Source organism: Bacillus methanolicus PB1, assembly GCF_000262755.1.
Classification (GTDB): domain Bacteria; phylum Bacillota; class Bacilli; order Bacillales; family Cytobacillaceae; genus Bacillus_Z; species Bacillus_Z methanolicus.
In genome coordinates, this window is sequence record NZ_AFEU01000003.1 from 66,574 (window position 1) to 83,158 (window position 16,585).

Consider the following 16,585-nt stretch of genomic DNA (forward strand, 5'->3'; position numbering starts at 1 on the left):
AATATAATAAAATATACCTAAAGAGTACATGGAAAACCATGTACTCTTTCTTCAGGAGGAAAAAGATGAGGGAAAGACAGATTGGAATCCATATTATTGTCAAAGACGAAGCGGAATGGCTTCCGCAATGCCTGGAAAGCATACAGGGAGCAGACGAAATTATTGTGGTAGATACCGGATCAACGGATGACTCACCCATTTTAGCAGAGTCCTACGGAGCTAAAGTAGTGAATATGTTGTGGCAGGATAGCTTCTCGGACCCAAGAAACGAAGCATTACGACATGCAAATACCGAATGGATTTTTTATCTGGATGCCGATGAGTGCCTAGTTTCCGGCTTAGATGCAGTTAGAGATGTTCTACAAACTACGAATGCAGAAGCGTTTACGGTCTTGATTGACAATAAACTTGGCCCACATCCGGAGGATCGTCTTAAGCACAGAGCATTGCGAATCTTCCGAAATGGGAGGGGATATCAATTTCGAGGAAGAATCCATGAAGATATTGGACAATCGATTGTCGATAAATGTGGCTCATCCTTTATTAAAGATTCCACCATTCAAATCGACCATTACGGCTATCTGCCTCAAATCCTAAACAAAAAAAACAAAGTGGTACGAAACGAAAAGCTATTAAAAAAAGAGTTGGCAGAGAAGCCAAATCATCCATTTTATTTGTATAATATGGGAATTACTTACTGTCAGGCAGGCCATTTAGAGGAAGCTAAAGCTTACATGCAAAAAGCTCTGATTCATACTCCTGATGTTGCACCATTCCGACCTACGCTCATTCGAGATCTTAGTAAAATCATGCTTGAACTTCAAGAAGTCCAACAAGTGGAAACATTACTTCGAAAGGAACTGCTCACTTATCCGGATTACTCTGACCTCTCCTATTTGTTAGGCGAATCATTGGGAATGCAAGGGCTTCTGGAAGCATCATTGGAGTCCTATCATCGTGCTACAGAACATAATAATGATCGTTATGTCATGGAAGTTGGAATAAACAGCTACCACGCCTTCAACAAAATGGCAGAAACAGCCGTATTTTTAGGTCATCTGGAAGATGCTGCAAGATGGTTCCACAGAGCACTGCAAGTACACAATACTTACGTTCCCGCCTTACAAGGCATTGCAGAAGCTTTTCAGCAATTAAACGTTTCAGATAAAGAGATTTCCATATTATTTCAGGATATTGTCCGACCACAAAGTTCGGACGATTATGCGGTATTGACCGAAGCTTTATACAATGTTGGAGCTTTTCGAGAAGTCGTCGATTTGATCCCGGAAACTCAGCTTACAGATCCAAGGCTTCTGTTCCGGTATGCAACAGCTTTAATCCAAAATGGAAATTATGCTGATGCAGACCAAATTTTAAGCCGATACGCGAATATCAGCGAAACAGATGATATCGAGAGGTTATTCTTTCTTCGAAGCATTTGCCAATGGCAGCTAGTCGGTTACCTGAACGAAAAATTTCTGGTTGAAATACCTGACTTCATTCGAGGTCCTCTCTCCGATCTTAATCGATCCTTTACAAACGAAACAAAGAGCACTGAGGAACCTGTAAAAGACCAACGATTATCCGAATACGCCCAGAAACTGATACGCGAATCTGTTTCCCTCCAATGTTTGGATACTGCAAATCGACTTGCGGTACTGAATCCTGATAACCTATTACTTTATGCGAAGGAGCTTTATCATTTGGGAAAAACACTACAATCCGCCGATCTTTTACTCGATATCCTTCACCAAAACCGCTATGACAAGGAAGCCATGTTCATGATTGGCGAGCTATTATTCGATAAAGGACACTACATGCAGGCTGCCGAGATCTTTGAAACATCAATCAATAACGGTGATGAAAATCCGCGGACGAGAACGGGTGCCGCTCTTTGCTACCTTCATCTTGCCGCAGTCAACCTCAAAGAAGCCATATCACGCGAGTCTGACGTTCAAACGTTATCAAACGATTTGAAGAATATCGACGAGTCTATTCGGCTGTTAAACCGCACATTATGGCATACAAAATGGGTAGGATACCGAAGGAGGATACGGGATGAAGAAACCAGTCATCTCCTTGTGCATGATTGTTAAAAATGAAGCCGACTGTCTTCCTCGCTGTCTACAGAGCGTCAAAGATATCGCAGATGAAATCATTATCGTAGATACCGGATCCACTGATGAAACGGTTAAAGTGGCAAAAAACTTTGGGGCACAAGTGATAATGGCTCCATGGCAAGGTGACTTTTCCCAGGCACGTAACGCTGGATTGAATCGGGCGCGGGGAACATGGATTTTGTTTCTTGATGCCGACGAAGAGCTGGATGCCGATGACAAGGAACAGCTGCGGATCTGTTCTGAACACCTAGAATTTGAAGGTTTCTTTTTACAAGTTCATAATCATTCAGGGGAAACCTTACATTCTCCGACGGCGACCGTGAATCCTATTTTACGAATGTTTCGCAATCGTCCTGAATACCGTTTCCGCGGATATATACACGAACAGATCGTATCCTCCATCCTGGATCGACAGCCAAATGCCGCTTTTCATATTACTGCTGTAAAAATTCACCATTACGGCTACGCGGGAACCGCTGTTGCGAATAAAGATAAAATCCGCAGAAACCTTCAGCTTTTGGAAAAAGCATTAGCCGAGCATCCCAACGATCCATTCCATCATTACAATATCGCCGTCGAGTATATGCGCATGAACGACTGGTATGCCGCCTTGCAGCATCTTCGCGAGTCTTTGTCTGTGGTCCCGCCGGGGACCAGTTACATTCACTTGCTATACAAATATATAGCTCGCTGTCACTTTCATCTAGGAAATAACCGCGAGGCGATTGAGGCATGTGATCAAGGAATCACTTTTTTTCCGGATTATACCGATCTGTATCATTTAAAAGGAACAGTACTCCTTGCATCAAACCTGAAACAAGAAGCTAAAGAGACATATTTGATTGCATTGCAGAAGGGACCGGCTCCCTTGATCTACCATACGGATGCCGGAACCGGAACGTATTTATCTGCCTTCGCATTAGGGCAAATCTGCGAAGAATTGGGGGACGATCGTTCTGCCATCCATTGGTACGGAGAAGCGATTCGGCACCATCCGCGTTGGGCAGCTCCACTAATGAAAATTATACGTGTTATGAAATGCGCCCATCAAGAAAACGAGCTACCGGAACTTCTCATAAAACGCTTCCTTCCGCACTGGAAAGAAGCCACAATGTTGGTCGTTAAAGCTTTGATTGAGGAAAACTGTTTCTTAGCCGCTTCTGTATTAGAAGCATCGATATCGAAACATAGTATTTCCGCCACCAAAAGTGATAACACTTCGGATGGTTCTGGTGTCATGTTTCCTGTGATTGAAACGGACCTCGTAATCAAAGACGCTCTATTAAACAGGGAGACAGGGAAGGCTTTGAAACTGCTAAAGCCATGGTTATCAAACCCTTTATCATCACCAGATACTTTAACTGAAGAAGCTTATAGGAAAAGCCGAACGTTGCTCTCCATGGCCGACGCCCACCTACATCATGTTACACACTCCTCTCCCCGATTCTCTGTTTACCGGCGGGCCAGGTACACGTTACCACTTCCCAAGCTCGAATTTTAGGAGGGCTCATCCATGCATTCATTGGATATATCCTTATGTATGATCGTAAAAAATGAAGAGACTCATTTGGAACAATGTCTAAATTCCGTGTCCAACCTTGTTAGAGAAATCATTGTGGGAGACACTGGTTCTGAAGACGGAAGCATTGATATCGCCCGCCAGTTCGGAGCCCGAGTCATATCGGTAAAGTGGGAGCAAGACTTTGCCAAAGCTCGGAATGAGGTACTAGATCAAGCTACTTGTTCCTGGATCCTCGTGCTTGATGCAGATGAAAAAGCAAGCAATTGGGATATCACAGAACTAGAGAAGTTGCTGGCTGACACAAGTGTGTACGGGTACTACGTGCAAATCGTAAGCTACGTCGGTGAGGCCGATAGCCGGGAATTTATAACGGACAGCGTATGCCGCTTATTCCGAAACGACCCACGTATTCGATTTCGTGGAAAAATTCACGAAGAAGCCGCTCAAAGTATCTCGGAGCTCCCCGGCTCCCCCCTCTTATTCTCTAAGTTGAAGATTGATCATTACGGCTATCTAAAATCCGAGATTGACAGAAAAAACAAAGCTCATCGCAACCAATCGATTATCCATGAAGCATTAAGGGAAGCTCCGCAAGATCTTCTGCTCCGGTATGCGCTGGCGACTGAATACTTTCAAATCGAGGAATATGAAGAAGCTTCAAACATTCTATTGTCGTTACTTGATACCATAGATACAGGCCCTGGGTTTGTATCGGACTTATACCTAAAAGCAGCTTATAGTCTTTTTATGTTGGGAAAGGATGTCCATGCAAGCGAAGTGATTAAAAAAGGCTTAATCCATTACGCCGACTTTAGCGATCTATATGAGATTCAGGCTTCTTTGTTGCTACGGCAAGGCAGGACTCTGGATGCTTATAAAACGTTGCAGACATCTTTGCGTTTAGGAGATGTTTCCGCCATTTATTCATCTTCCTCAGGCTGTGGAACGTATCGGACCCATTATATGGCAGGATGGGTATGCGAAATGCTGCTTAACTTTCAAGAAGCCGCTGATCATTATGAGCAAGCTCTTTCATTTCGGCCCGACTATTTGCCGGCATGGGTTGAATTTGTTGCGCTCGAATTGTTAATGGATCGTTCTTTTCGGCTGACCACTTTTCTTGCAAAGCATCCTGAGTCGATAAATCAGAAGCAACTCTCGGTTCTGATCCCCGCTGTATTGAATGCTAGAGCAAAAGAATTGCTGAAGTTCCTTCTGTTTGAGTCCGATCGTGGCAGATTACAGCTCCCCCCATTGCTGGAAGTTTTATACCATTTTCAAAATAATGAAAACGAGCATGCTTGTCATAAGCTCCGGGAGCTGATACGGGAATCCCCCGCTGACCAGACGCTTGTTGGCTACCTGTGGGCCGCCGCATGGAAAAGGCTCGATATGGTGGATGCCCGGTACTTGGCTGGACTTCATGCACGGGGACCGCTTTTCTCCATCCAGCAAAAGTTGGATGGAGACAATAAACTTATACCACCTTCTTCAGACTTATCGCTTGTGTTGCAGATGTTCATTCAAGTTGGCGCGTGGGACGCTGTTCTCGCGTTGTACCGACATACGGGCAGCGAGCTTCGCTGGACGAATGTCCCATTACCACTTTTATGCGGCCTGTCCCAAGCCCCTGCTTTAATAAAAAAAGAATTGTGCAGCGTTTACGAAAAGAAAAGGCGCGAAATACTGCCGAAAAATAAGGAGGACTTCACCGAGCTGTTAGTCTTCACTTGGCTAGCGCAGTCCTGTGGTACGATTCTCAACGTACCTGACTCGTTTACTTCTCTTTCTGATGACCACTTCACCTCATACTTAGGAGCCGCCTATCACCAGATTGCCAAAGCATCTTTTTATCATCGATTGCCTTGTAAATTCCCGGATTTACGGTTGATCTTGAGAGCCTCTTGTTCTACTACCGATACTTAAGAGACGTATTCGCTTAAAATCCGGGTCCATTTCGCTTTCCATATTCTTTTATCAAAAGCTTTCGCCGTAGCACGAGCGTTCGCACCAATCTGACGACGTATCTCCAAGTTCTCGATCAGGGTGCGAATCGCTTCAAAGAGACGATCTTCCGTCGGTGTAACAAGCAGTCCATTATACCCGTCAATGATCAGATCATTCAATCCTCCTACATTTGAGCTAACAATCGGTACTCCGCAGCTCAATGCCTCCAGACATGAATACGAAGTTCCTTCTGAAAAAATTGTGGGGATAACAGCAATATCAGCGCGTTGGTATGCTTGAACCATTTGGCCGAAGGTATAAGCTTGGTAATGGATTCTGTCACGATAGGGATGCGCGTCCAGCCATAAACGAAATGTTTTCGTGAGCAAGCTATCTTCAATGAGTTCTCCGACAAATTCAATTGTAACCTGAGGGTAGGCGGCAAGGAGCCGGTCCGTTGCAAGCATCATTGGAATGATTCCCCGCTCGATGCTGATCCGCCGCGGATAAAGGATGTGTACCCTATTCGAATCCTTCTGAATCCTCTCTTGGGGAATAAACTCTTGTGTATCTACAGCGTTAGGGAGTAGGACGATTTGTTCGGGATCTGAGAAGGTACATACGGACCGGCAAAATGTGAGAAAATGAGAATCAACTGAAACGATCCTCTTTAGTTGCCGTAAAGCCCCCTGGATGTTTCGCGCCACATCTGCTTTATTTTCCGTAGGAAGCGATGGATTATCCCAATTGATCCCATGACATATACCAATACTGGCTGTCTTATATTGTATTGGATGCCATATAAAGCTGGCGTATATCAGATTCCCTTCTGCCTCGGAACTCATCCGATTAAAGACTGTCACTAAGTCCTGATCCCGGCAATCGTATCCAATGACCTCAATATCCTCGATTTCTCTTCGAAATGGACCACTTTGGGAAAGCTGGTGTATGACAGGCTTCCACCCCATCTCCCGAATTGTTTTAGATAAATCATACAAATAACGTTCCAAGCCGCCGCCGTAAATTTTATCCGTCTGACCGTTATAAGCATCCGCAAAACTATGCGTCAAAATGCCAATTTCTCGTGTCATTTTCCTACTCCCTCCAAGGAACCAGATTAGGATTTTCATCAAGAATCGATTGATATTGCTCCAAACTCCCCCATTGTCCCTCCGGATCTCGTTCCATATAGCGCAAATATTTACGATACCGCTCCTCTTTAGAAATGGCCCATCCGTAATGCTTGACTCTTAATTCCGACAAAAATCCCGGCAAAGCAGTAAAAGAAAGAGGAAGACGTGGGGCATGATGGTCCATCTTCGGATAAAAATAGTAGTATCCCGGAATATACCTAATAAGTGTACACGTATGCCGACGATGAATTTGCCAATGTTTATCATCACGATAATGGGTTATACCCCCCCAAAAATCGAAGAAACGGAAACCTACCCAATCGTACTGATCCTGATCAATTAACATACGCATGGACATTTTCGCTTTCTCCTCATAGAATTCATCGGCATCGACTGCAAGCAGCCAATCAGGATTCTTGGAACAGGCAACTTTCCATAAGAACGAACGAAGTTCCCATTCCTTGTGAAATCTGGATTGTTCCAATGTTACAAGCGTGCTGACTTTGGCAAAAGAACGACAGATGCTCGCAGTTCCGTCCGTACTCGCATCATCTACAATAATGATATCGTCCACAAATTCGCTCAAATCTTGAAGACACGCTTCTAAAAACCTGTCAGCTTCATTCCGCACCTGCATGATAGCTGTAAGCCGATTATTTTCTGTTTTCCTAATCCCATCGTTACTCAGCATCACTCACTCTCCTAATAACCTTTTCCATCGCTTGTTCCCATTGATCAATTTCTGCGATATTGGACAAGACTTTCCAATCGTGGATGGAAGCGCGAAGCAATAAATGAATCGCCTCATGTCGCCTGCCGCGAATCCGATGTAGAATGCCGCGAATTCCATCTACGAAATACTGTTCTGTCACTGCCAGTTCCATATTCTCCAAAAGGTTCAACGCTTCTTCCCAGCGGTACGTGTGTAAATAATTGGGTAAAAGAAATCGACTTGCGTCCGGATCGCTGGATGACTTTAACACTCTAATAGCAGACTGATAATCTTTATTCAACTTGAAGATCTCCGCTTGAACTAAATCCGTGCGACCTTGCTCTAGTAAATCGTACAAGGATTTAACGTTTAGCTTTTCCTCATCCGCTATAGCAGTTATGGCGTAGTTGCGAGTCGCAAGATCTAAATTCCCGGCTTTCGCCTCGATTGCCGAGAAAAAACGATAATGCGTGGAGAGGCAATCTCTATCATTCTTCAATATCATTTGCTCGAAAGATATTGATAAATACTCTTTAGCAATCGAACGTTCTAAAAAATAGAGGTATAAGGAGAGCCAATAGCACACCTTTTCATCATCACCGATCTGCTCGTGTAAATCTTTGTAATAAGCAACGCGAGACTCCCACTGACGTCGCTTCCATGGAACCAAGGACTCGCCGCGGTCCAAAGCCAATAGGACCTCAGGCCACATCGTCTCATATTCTTTATTTTCATTTTGAAGCAACATCACATTCTCGTGGCATAGGCATTGCTCCAAATAAATTTCTTCACAATGGCTACCGATCAATTGTGCTTGTGCCGCAAGCAAACCGCTAAATTTTTGCCACAAGTTCTCATCTTCATCGTCCGGAACAGGATCCAACAAGGCGATTATACTCCTTGGCTGAATTTGGAAAACAATCGGAAGTAAATACGGGGAAGCAACTATAGCTGCATATTCACCCTTCTCTAGACGATCAATCTCCGGGAGGGATAAAGACTGGAGTCCGTAGATTTGTTGATCATCATTACTAAGATTTCCGAAGAAAAGAGTTCGCTCACGTTCTGGCAATGATTCAATGTAACGTCTATAAGGAAAAGAGGACCAACCTGAATGGCTAAAGATAACGTATTTCAGATAAATAACCTCCTATCTGCACAAAATCTACTCGTTCCATCATTTAGAATTAAGCAATTTTGTAACAATCCTGTCGGAACAGATCTAGGCTAAATGTTAGCTATCTTTTTAAGTTAAACGACCAACTTATTCAAACCAAAAAAACATCATTAAAAAGAAATCGTAAGAATAAATTCGGTACGTCACTCAATGGCGGGAGCTATTTAATTGGAAATGGTGCTTGCCTAATTGGCGTGTGGAAAAATTGAATCGAACTAGTTTATTCACATCGAGTTAGTAGAATCTGCTTCTTAAGTTTTATATTCTGAAAAATAAATGTTTTTGCTAACTACATTTTGAGCACTCCGATCACCAAAATTTGAACCACTTGTTTTGGATTATACGCAAAATATTAAATTATAATGAAGAATATTATAAAAAACTAAACTCAATTCTTGCAATTTGAACTGTAACCCGAATAATGGACACTTGAAAAAAAGTCCCTTATTCGGGTTTTTCTGTGACCTAGGCTGGTGAGGAAAGCTTTTATGCAGAACGCAGGGGCAAAGGAAGCCCTGGAAGACCGTCGTCAAAGACACTCTCAGTGGAAGAGAAACTGAAAAAGGCGGAAGCCTCGCATAGTGTTTTAGAGATGAAAATGACTTCTTATTTCTAGCTTTCTTGGGATTTGGACAAGCATGTCGGCATATCTTTTACATACATCCCAAAAAAGGAGGTCATTAAGTAATGACACCAATTGAACTTTTTGCATGGATATTATCAACAATCTTAGGGATTAGCTTTATTATTTCTTTAGTAGCACTTTCAAGAAAACCGAGATACATTGCTGAAAAGGAACGAAAGATGACCCAATCCTCTATTAAAAAGAAAAGTTAACTATGATAAAGGGACAACACACTAGCTGTAATTGGCCATCCCTCCTAAAATTCGGTGTATTATCACTTTATTTAACTGTACACAGAAAAGGGGTCAACACCAAAAGTCACTTTATGTGATCTTTTGGGTCATCCCCATATATTGGTTTGCTTTTCTCTAGATCTCTTATGTCTTCCGTTCCTGCATTGTGACTAGCGATACGGTCAGATTCTATGTAAAGATGTTCTGGATGTGGATGGCTGAGGAAGTCATGATGGGAAATAGCCCATCCATACGCTCCCGCATAACTGAAGAGAAGAATATCTCCAACCCGCACACTTGGAACTACTATATCTCTTGCAAGTATGTCGTTAGGAGTACATAGCTCCCCGGCTACAGTAATGGCCGTCTCGTTTACTTTAGGACGTTCAAAGGGGTATAACCACTTTTCTACTGGAACAATGGTAAAAGGATGGCTCTGTTTCCAAGCTGCCGGGAGTCTAAGATGATGGATTCCTCCGCGAACAACACAGAAGTATTTGCCATGGTTTTGTTTAATATCCAATACCTCCGCTGCATAATATCCGCAAGAAGAAGTGATATATCGTCCACATTCGAATAATACCTTCCAACTGCAGTCACGATTCTTTTCAAGTACTTTTTCCAAACGATTCGTAAAGTCCCTCCAGTTAAACTGATTTCCTATATCTAGGTAGTTAATTCCGATGCCACCGCCTACATTCAAATAGGAAATGTCTATATTCCACTCTACTCCCCACCTTTTTGCCGTTTCAAAACAATGGTCCACAAAAACTGCATGGGTTTTAGAGTCGACATTATTAGACATCGCGTGGAAATGAAAGCCGATAAGCCTTACATTTGGCAAACTTTTAGCTAAAGCAATTGCATGAGGAATTGCTGTTTCATCAATTCCAAATTGTGTTGGTACACCTGCCATTTTCAATTGCGCGTTTGGAACGGAATTTCGGAGATTGACACGTAGTAAAATGGATACGCTTGTCCCTTTTTGACTGGCAATGTGATTTACTAACCGCAATTCATGAATACTCTCAATATGAAGTAAGGTGACGTTGTGATGAATAGCATCTTCAATCTCTTCCTTCGTTTTCCCGGGACCGCTAAACAGGATTGGAATTTTCTTGTCCACTGCCCGAACCTTTTCAATCTCTCCAAGTGAAGCTACTTCAAATCCATGAACAATTCGAGATAAGGCTTTAAGAAGAGTGGGGTCTGAATTTGCTTTAATCGCATAAAATAAATGACACATTGGAGGAAGGGTGGTCAATAATCGATTTACATGGTTACGCAGTTTTGATAAATCATATAAATAAGCACAAAAAGGCTTTTCTCGTTCCATCTTGAGAGATTGCACGATTTTTTCAATCATTGTTTATTCACTCCCATACGTAATTACAATTGCCAGATTTGTCTTCTTCTTGTTACGATTAAATATGTAGTTGCAATACAACCGATCCCCATCATGGCGCCAGCCCATAAAGTGCCAGCCCATGTTGCAATCGCTCCTATGAGTATCGCACCTAGCGGAATAAAGCCTCTATCCATTAAGGCAATGCTCAAAATCCTCCCTCGCAGTTGGTCAGGAACAAGCATTTGCAAAGTAATTCGGCTCATGGTTCGATATGTCTGACTCGTTAATCCCACTAGAAACATAGCTATTCCTGCTATATAAATGTTTGTGGTCCCTATGAATAAAAGCAAAGAAAATCCTAATCCTATAATTGAATACACCAGCCATTTTCCTGCACCTTTGATTTCTTTTCCTAAAGAAATCAAAGTTGTCCCAATTAATGCCCCAATAGATGATACAGATAGAAGAATTCCAAACCCTTCTGGCCCAAGTTTTAAATGATCTCTGGCAAATAACGGCATCATCGTTGTGTAAGGAAATCCAAAAACCATCGGTACAATGGCCAAAACGAGTAAAGATTGTACCGACGGTTGGCTTCTAACATAATTTGCCGCCTCGCGAAATGTTGTTTTCTCTTTTTTCTTTTTGTTGGTGTTTGAAAAAGAACCCGAACGAATCATAAGCAATGAGAATAGGACGCCTAACGTTCCCCAAGCATTTATATAGAATAAATTTGCGATATCAGTGACTGAAAGCAAAGCTCCCGCCATTGCAGGTCCCATAATACGAGACAGATGAATGACAGTTGTATTAATAGCAATCGCACTTGTCATGGAGCTATGTGGCACAAGATTTGGAACTAATGCATTGCGAATAGGGGGATCCATTGCTGACAGAATAGACCTTAGTGTTACAATGAACACAAAAATCCAAAATGGCTGTTGGGTTTGGACTATATAGCCAAGACAAAATGTCAACAACATCATTCCAATTTGAATCAAAATAAGTAATCTTCGTCGATCGTGCTGATCAGCCAATATACCTGCAGGGACACTTAACAAAAAAGCAGGAACCAGCCGGCAACCATTGATTAATCCCAGGTAGAGTGGTGAATTCGTAAACTGTAAAACCGCCCAGTTTAAGGCTGCTAAATCTATCCAATCCCCCACACGTGTTACCAGACTTCCAGACATAAAAATTCTAAACGTTCTTGAATGAAGAGCAAACCTTGATGGTTTTGGAAATTGAAATTCTGCTTGTGCCATAACACTTATCCTTCCTTCCGGCCAAATTCGTGGAGGGGATTAGGAACGATGGCATAAAAATAGTCCTTGCCTTCAGGTGCCAGGCGCATTTTTGTAAGTGCCTTGTGGTTTACTTTTGCCTGGTATAATGCCTCTTTGTCAATGCGAGCGTTTTTCGAATATGGAGGCAGGCTTTCCAATTGCTTGAAGACATTGTCGCAAATCCTATGAACCTCCTTCCACAACTCTTCTTCTTCCAAACCGAATTGCTTACACACTTGAAGAATCAATTCACCGCAATGATTTTGGAAGACCGAATAAAATACCTTGTTATGCATTTCCGCAAGTTGGTCAGTCATCGTGATCGAACCAGGATAAAATTGCGCATCAATTAGATGTTGTTGAAGCCTTGCTTGATAAATTCTAGCCCCACCCCAGTCTCGGAATAACATTTGGACAGGGAGTCCCTCCTTAAATACCATCACACTGTTTTGCAAATGGCCCTCTAAACCAATTCCATATTTTACCATAAGAGTAAGGAATCCTGGAAGCGCAATTGATAAATAATCCGAGAGAAACTGAAACGCTGCCTTGTGAAGCGACGTTTCTTTCCTTTCTTCTGCATACCTTTCTATCAACTCTTTTAGAACCGACTTTTCTGAAATGGGTGATTCGGCAAACAACGAACTGCAAACGACAGCTACTTCGTCCATCGCTATAAATGTTTCCACATTCTCCCGTAATACAGCGGACAGATTTCTGCTTTTTAGCTTATGAGCATGATCCTTACTCTCTTCTGTTTCTTTGACTTTGAAATTAAACCCTGCGCATTCGTAAATAGGTACAAATGTCTCTAGTAAGTTTTGTTCCCGTTGCATAACAGAACGAATAAGTCGACTGAAAACCGCTGCGTTATTTGTGGTATTGGCAGATATCGAACGAACAGTGGAAGTCATCTGACTGTTGACAGCTACTTTAATAGCATATTTTGGAGTCTCTTCATTCTTAAGAGGTACCACTGTTCTAAACGAAGAGGTTGCACCACATGGCACCACTATACCTCGTATGGGAGCGACGATTTTTTCCTTTATTTCTTGCTGATAGATATCTAATATAGCTTTTTCCAACTGCCAAGAATGCACCGGGACAAACACATAATCGTTCATATCAAGTCCGTATTCTGTAAACTCCTGTTCGGCTGCCTTTGGTAAATCGGGATATTCGTTGAAGAGAACGGCATTCGCATCCTTCTCATTTTCCTCTATGACACCCCATTCCGCATAATCTTTACGTATTCCAACAAACTGAATATCCGTTACCCCGTCAAATTCGGGCGCATAACGAAATACATCCTCTGGTTCCATACCTATTTTTGTTTTTGTACCAGGATGAAGATTATGTCCTTCTATGCACAATTGCTCGAAAAATAAACTGGAATCAAACTTACGATCTTGCCTCTTTTGGAACAGAACCCAATCTATCAAATTAGTTATTCCTTGATCTGCAGCTTTTTGCCGAAGTTTCTTTTTCTTCCTGTTCCAATAAGTATATGAAAGCGCCAAATTTGCACTTCCATTTATCAGCTCCTCCTCCAACTTCATCCAGGAATTTTTCCCTTTTTCATTCCAAGCTTCTTCTTTATGACGCATCAGCTCGAGTAATTCAGCAGCGTGTTCAATCGTTTTGACTCCAGATCCAGAAATATGTAAAATTACCCCATCTACTTCTACTCGGTTAAACGCATACGTTCGGCTTACTGGAATGACCAGACATTCCCACCCTGAAAGAGGATATAGCTTATAAACCTTACCGCTTATTATTTTATAAGCATTAAGTACACCAATCATCCTTTGCCAGTATTCATCTATGGCCGGAACATTTAGAGCATAGATTGAACCAATGACATACAAATCAAGCGAATTCGAAGAAAGCCCCATGATATCTTCACGCAGCATGGAACCTGCCAAACGACGCAAAATACCTTGACGCCCTTTTGCAAGAGATAACACATATTCAGCTGCCATATGAGGTTGAGCACTTTTTAAAAAATTTAGAATCTTCATTTCATCATTATACATATGTACCTGATGGAACGGGCTATATGCCTTATTGTGCACATCTTTTTCAAGAAGTTGAGTTATATTTGTACTCATAATGCAGTCTCACCTTTCCATCCATGCATAGGATTAGGAACTTTTGTAAATGGATAAAATGTAATATCCCCCCGCAGCCTCATAGTGGTTAGGGCCTTTAAATCAATCATAGGCTGAAAAAGAGCTTGCTCGTCTGCCTCAGCCTGTTCTGCAATGTTAGGATCTTTCTTTAGTTCTGTAAAAACGGCCTTACATGCTGCAACAATCTGCTTCCATAGATCCTCCTCATCAATTCCGAGAGCTCTAACAACGCATGTGATCAATTCAGCAAAATGGTTTTGGAAAACAGAATACGAGATTATATTTCGCAATTGTTCTACTTTTTCGGTTACGATTGATGATCCAGGGTAAAACTCTGCTTGAAATCCTTCTTCTTTAATCTTTGTGGTAAAATCCGTATACCACCGAAGTCTCTTAAAAGAATGCGTACCAGTTCTCCATTACGAAATACAGAAACACTATTTTGCATATGACCTTCTAAACTAATTCCATACCGCACCATCAAAGTTAAAAATCCCGGTAACGACGTTTGAGCATATTTATGGATAAATAAAGAGGCAGCCTCTTTTAGACTTGATAAATGATAATAACTGGCTAACTCCTCTATCAATTCAATAGCAATAGGCTTGCCGCTAATCGGTGAATCTGCTAAAAGAGCAGCAGCGGCCATCGGTATTTCTCTTTCATTTTTAACATGATTCTCAGGGTTTTCTCGTAAAATAGAGGCCAGGTTAGCTTGTAGTGTCCAACGCTCATCTTCCGATATGTTTTGATTAATTGGTTGAAAATAAATACCTGCTCGTTCTTGGAGTACAACAAAACGTCCGCCAAATTGATTTTCTTTTTCTTGAATACTGGTCAGTATTTTTGAAAGAATGGGCCCATTCTCCACGGAATTAGGTGACACAGTACGTATAGCACTGGTTGTTTGCACATTTACCGCTGTTTTTATATGATGCTTTTTCTGCCCTCTGTTTTGAATAGGGGCTAACGAGCGAAAAGAAACCAGTGATTGTGTTGGAATACGAAAGTCGGAAATCAGTATGATTTTCTTTTGTTCGATCTCTTCTTTGTACAGAGTGCCTAAAGTATGATCCAACTGCCAAGGATGAATGGGAATTAACTCAAACTGGGCAGGATTTAGCCCCGAATCATGCAGGATTTTTTCAACTGTTGATTTTAAACCTTCATACTCTTGGTACAACCAAGTGGTCACAGTATGGGCATCAACAGAGGTTGTTTGACAATAGTCTTGAGAGACTGCTGCCAGAGCTACATCCGGTGTCGCCCCCCATTCTGGTGAATACTGAATCACTTCCTCTACATCTAGTCCAAACTTTGTCTTGGCTCCAGGATGCAGGGGATGGCCCTCAACGACCCATTGTTCAAAGAAAGCAAGTGGACTAAAGTTCTTTTTGTCCTTACTCTGTTTGACCACCCATTCTAAGGAAGTCTGGATATTTTCTAACTTAGCTAAAGTAATTAACTCATCTTTTCTCTGAGCCGCACCTGTCAATGCTAAAGTCAGGTTAGCCACCCCATTTTGGATTTCCAGTTTAAATCGCTGAAATTGCATTTCCGTGGCCTCTTCTAACAATCCTTCTTGCCTTAATAACTCTAGAAGTTCAACAGGATGAGTTATTATTTTAGAAGGTTCGGGACTGCAAATCACTATATCCCCTTCGATATCAAATCTTCCAAGTGAATGCCTCTTTTTGATTTCAGCCTGAAGTTGTATTCCACTGGGTAGGTTGACGCTAATCGTTGTTCTAGGTCCTTCCAGCCACGAAACCATTTCTTCGTTAATAATCCTTTCTCGTATGAGTGCCTGAAATAAGCGTTGAAAAATCCCCTTTCTTCCTGCCTGTAGATTCATTAGGTATACTGATTCCAATTCAGGTTTTTGATTCCTAATATACCCTAGAGTTTTCGATTCTTCCTCATCTAAAAACTGTCCTTGTACCATTCTTGTATTTTCGGTAAGTATAACGCTCATGTCGCATCACCCTTTCCTAACAATTTTGATGTTGATTAAAAATATTGCAATGATAATGATAATTATTATCAACTATGCCTCTTATCTTAAATGATAATGATTCCCATTGTCAAATAACTTTAGTCCTAAAACTAATGTCGCATCCATGTAGGATGCGACATCAGCATGTGCGTATCTAAATAGATTTGCCAAAAATTTCAATCCACGCATCCATGTAGGATGCGACAGCGATTTTTGATTGAAATAACTGTCAACTGACGTTATTTCAATCAAAAATTCGCTATTTTCTTTATTAGGAATAAAGAACTTTATTAAAAAAATACAAAATTTTAGAAAAAATTTGTTGATCTCTTTCGCGGATATGCGCAATAAAAA

At 41.7% G+C, this 16,585-nt stretch carries 12 protein-coding genes; 4 read left to right on the top strand and 8 right to left on the bottom strand.

Translation table 11 applies throughout. The features are described from left to right. Nucleotides 1–65: 65 nt before the first annotated feature. From PB1_RS10145 to PB1_RS16585, 3 genes are read left to right on the top strand one after another with little or no spacing between them, the layout of a single operon-like run. A complete protein-coding gene (locus tag PB1_RS10145; RefSeq protein WP_004436198.1) occupies nucleotides 66–2,096 on the top strand; it encodes a tetratricopeptide repeat protein in 2,031 nt (676 codons plus the stop codon). Further along, nucleotides 2,059–3,621 carry a glycosyltransferase gene (locus tag PB1_RS10150; RefSeq protein ID WP_004436200.1) on the top strand — a complete coding sequence of 521 codons (1,563 nt, stop codon included), beginning with the start codon at nucleotides 2,059–2,061 and terminating at the stop codon, nucleotides 3,619–3,621. Before PB1_RS10145 ends, PB1_RS10150 begins: the two co-directional genes overlap by 38 nt. A gap of 12 nt (nucleotides 3,622–3,633) precedes the next feature. After that, nucleotides 3,634–5,568 carry a glycosyltransferase family 2 protein gene (locus PB1_RS16585; RefSeq protein ID WP_004436202.1) on the top strand — a complete coding sequence of 645 codons (1,935 nt, stop codon included), beginning with the start codon at nucleotides 3,634–3,636 and terminating at the stop codon, nucleotides 5,566–5,568. Here the strand turns inward: PB1_RS16585 and PB1_RS10160 are convergent. The 3 genes from PB1_RS10160 to PB1_RS10170 are packed head-to-tail and all read right to left on the bottom strand — an operon-like array spanning nucleotide 5,565 to nucleotide 8,320. Next, nucleotides 5,565–6,680, bottom strand: a complete 1,116-nt coding sequence (locus PB1_RS10160) for a glycosyltransferase family 4 protein (RefSeq protein ID WP_004436204.1) — start codon at nucleotides 6,678–6,680, stop codon at nucleotides 5,565–5,567. The genes PB1_RS16585 and PB1_RS10160 overlap by 4 nt on opposite strands. Before the next feature lie 4 nt (nucleotides 6,681–6,684). After that, a complete protein-coding gene (locus PB1_RS10165; protein WP_004436205.1) occupies nucleotides 6,685–7,413 on the bottom strand; it encodes a glycosyltransferase family 2 protein in 729 nt (242 codons plus the stop codon). Continuing rightward, the gene (locus PB1_RS10170) at nucleotides 7,403–8,320 is read right to left on the bottom strand and encodes a hypothetical protein (protein WP_162139926.1); all 918 of its coding nucleotides are present in this window, start codon (nucleotides 8,318–8,320) and stop codon (nucleotides 7,403–7,405) included. The genes PB1_RS10165 and PB1_RS10170 overlap by 11 nt, the downstream gene beginning before the upstream one ends. A 978-nt stretch (nucleotides 8,321–9,298) precedes the next feature. On the opposite strand from PB1_RS10170, the gene PB1_RS17800 reads away from it, so the two are divergent. Further along, nucleotides 9,299–9,448: a hypothetical protein gene (locus PB1_RS17800; RefSeq protein ID WP_004436209.1), complete on the top strand. Its 150-nt coding sequence runs from the start codon at nucleotides 9,299–9,301 to the stop codon at nucleotides 9,446–9,448. 106 nt (nucleotides 9,449–9,554) lie between these two features. Here PB1_RS17800 and PB1_RS10175 read toward each other — a convergent pair whose 3' ends face one another. From PB1_RS10175 to PB1_RS10195, 5 genes are read right to left on the bottom strand one after another with little or no spacing between them, the layout of a single operon-like run. Continuing rightward, entirely contained in the window at nucleotides 9,555–10,835 is a 1,281-nt protein-coding gene (locus tag PB1_RS10175; protein ID WP_004436212.1) for a type III PLP-dependent enzyme, read from the bottom strand. 23 nt (nucleotides 10,836–10,858) lie between these two features. Beyond that, nucleotides 10,859–12,082 (bottom strand): MFS transporter, encoded by a 1,224-nt coding sequence (locus PB1_RS10180; protein ID WP_004436214.1) that lies wholly within the window; start codon nucleotides 12,080–12,082, stop codon nucleotides 10,859–10,861. A 5-nt stretch (nucleotides 12,083–12,087) separates the two neighbouring features. Continuing rightward, nucleotides 12,088–14,214, bottom strand: a complete 2,127-nt coding sequence (locus PB1_RS10185) for an IucA/IucC family protein (RefSeq protein ID WP_004436215.1) — start codon at nucleotides 14,212–14,214, stop codon at nucleotides 12,088–12,090. Next, entirely contained in the window at nucleotides 14,211–14,525 is a 315-nt protein-coding gene (locus PB1_RS18305) for a ferric iron reductase (protein WP_034645239.1), read from the bottom strand. Before PB1_RS18305 ends, PB1_RS10185 begins: the two co-directional genes overlap by 4 nt. Nucleotides 14,526–14,542: 17 nt before the next feature. Continuing rightward, nucleotides 14,543–16,210, bottom strand: coding sequence for an IucA/IucC family protein (locus PB1_RS10195; RefSeq protein WP_034645243.1), 1,668 nt, complete (start codon nucleotides 16,208–16,210; stop codon nucleotides 14,543–14,545). Nucleotides 16,211–16,585: the final 375 nt, after the last annotated feature.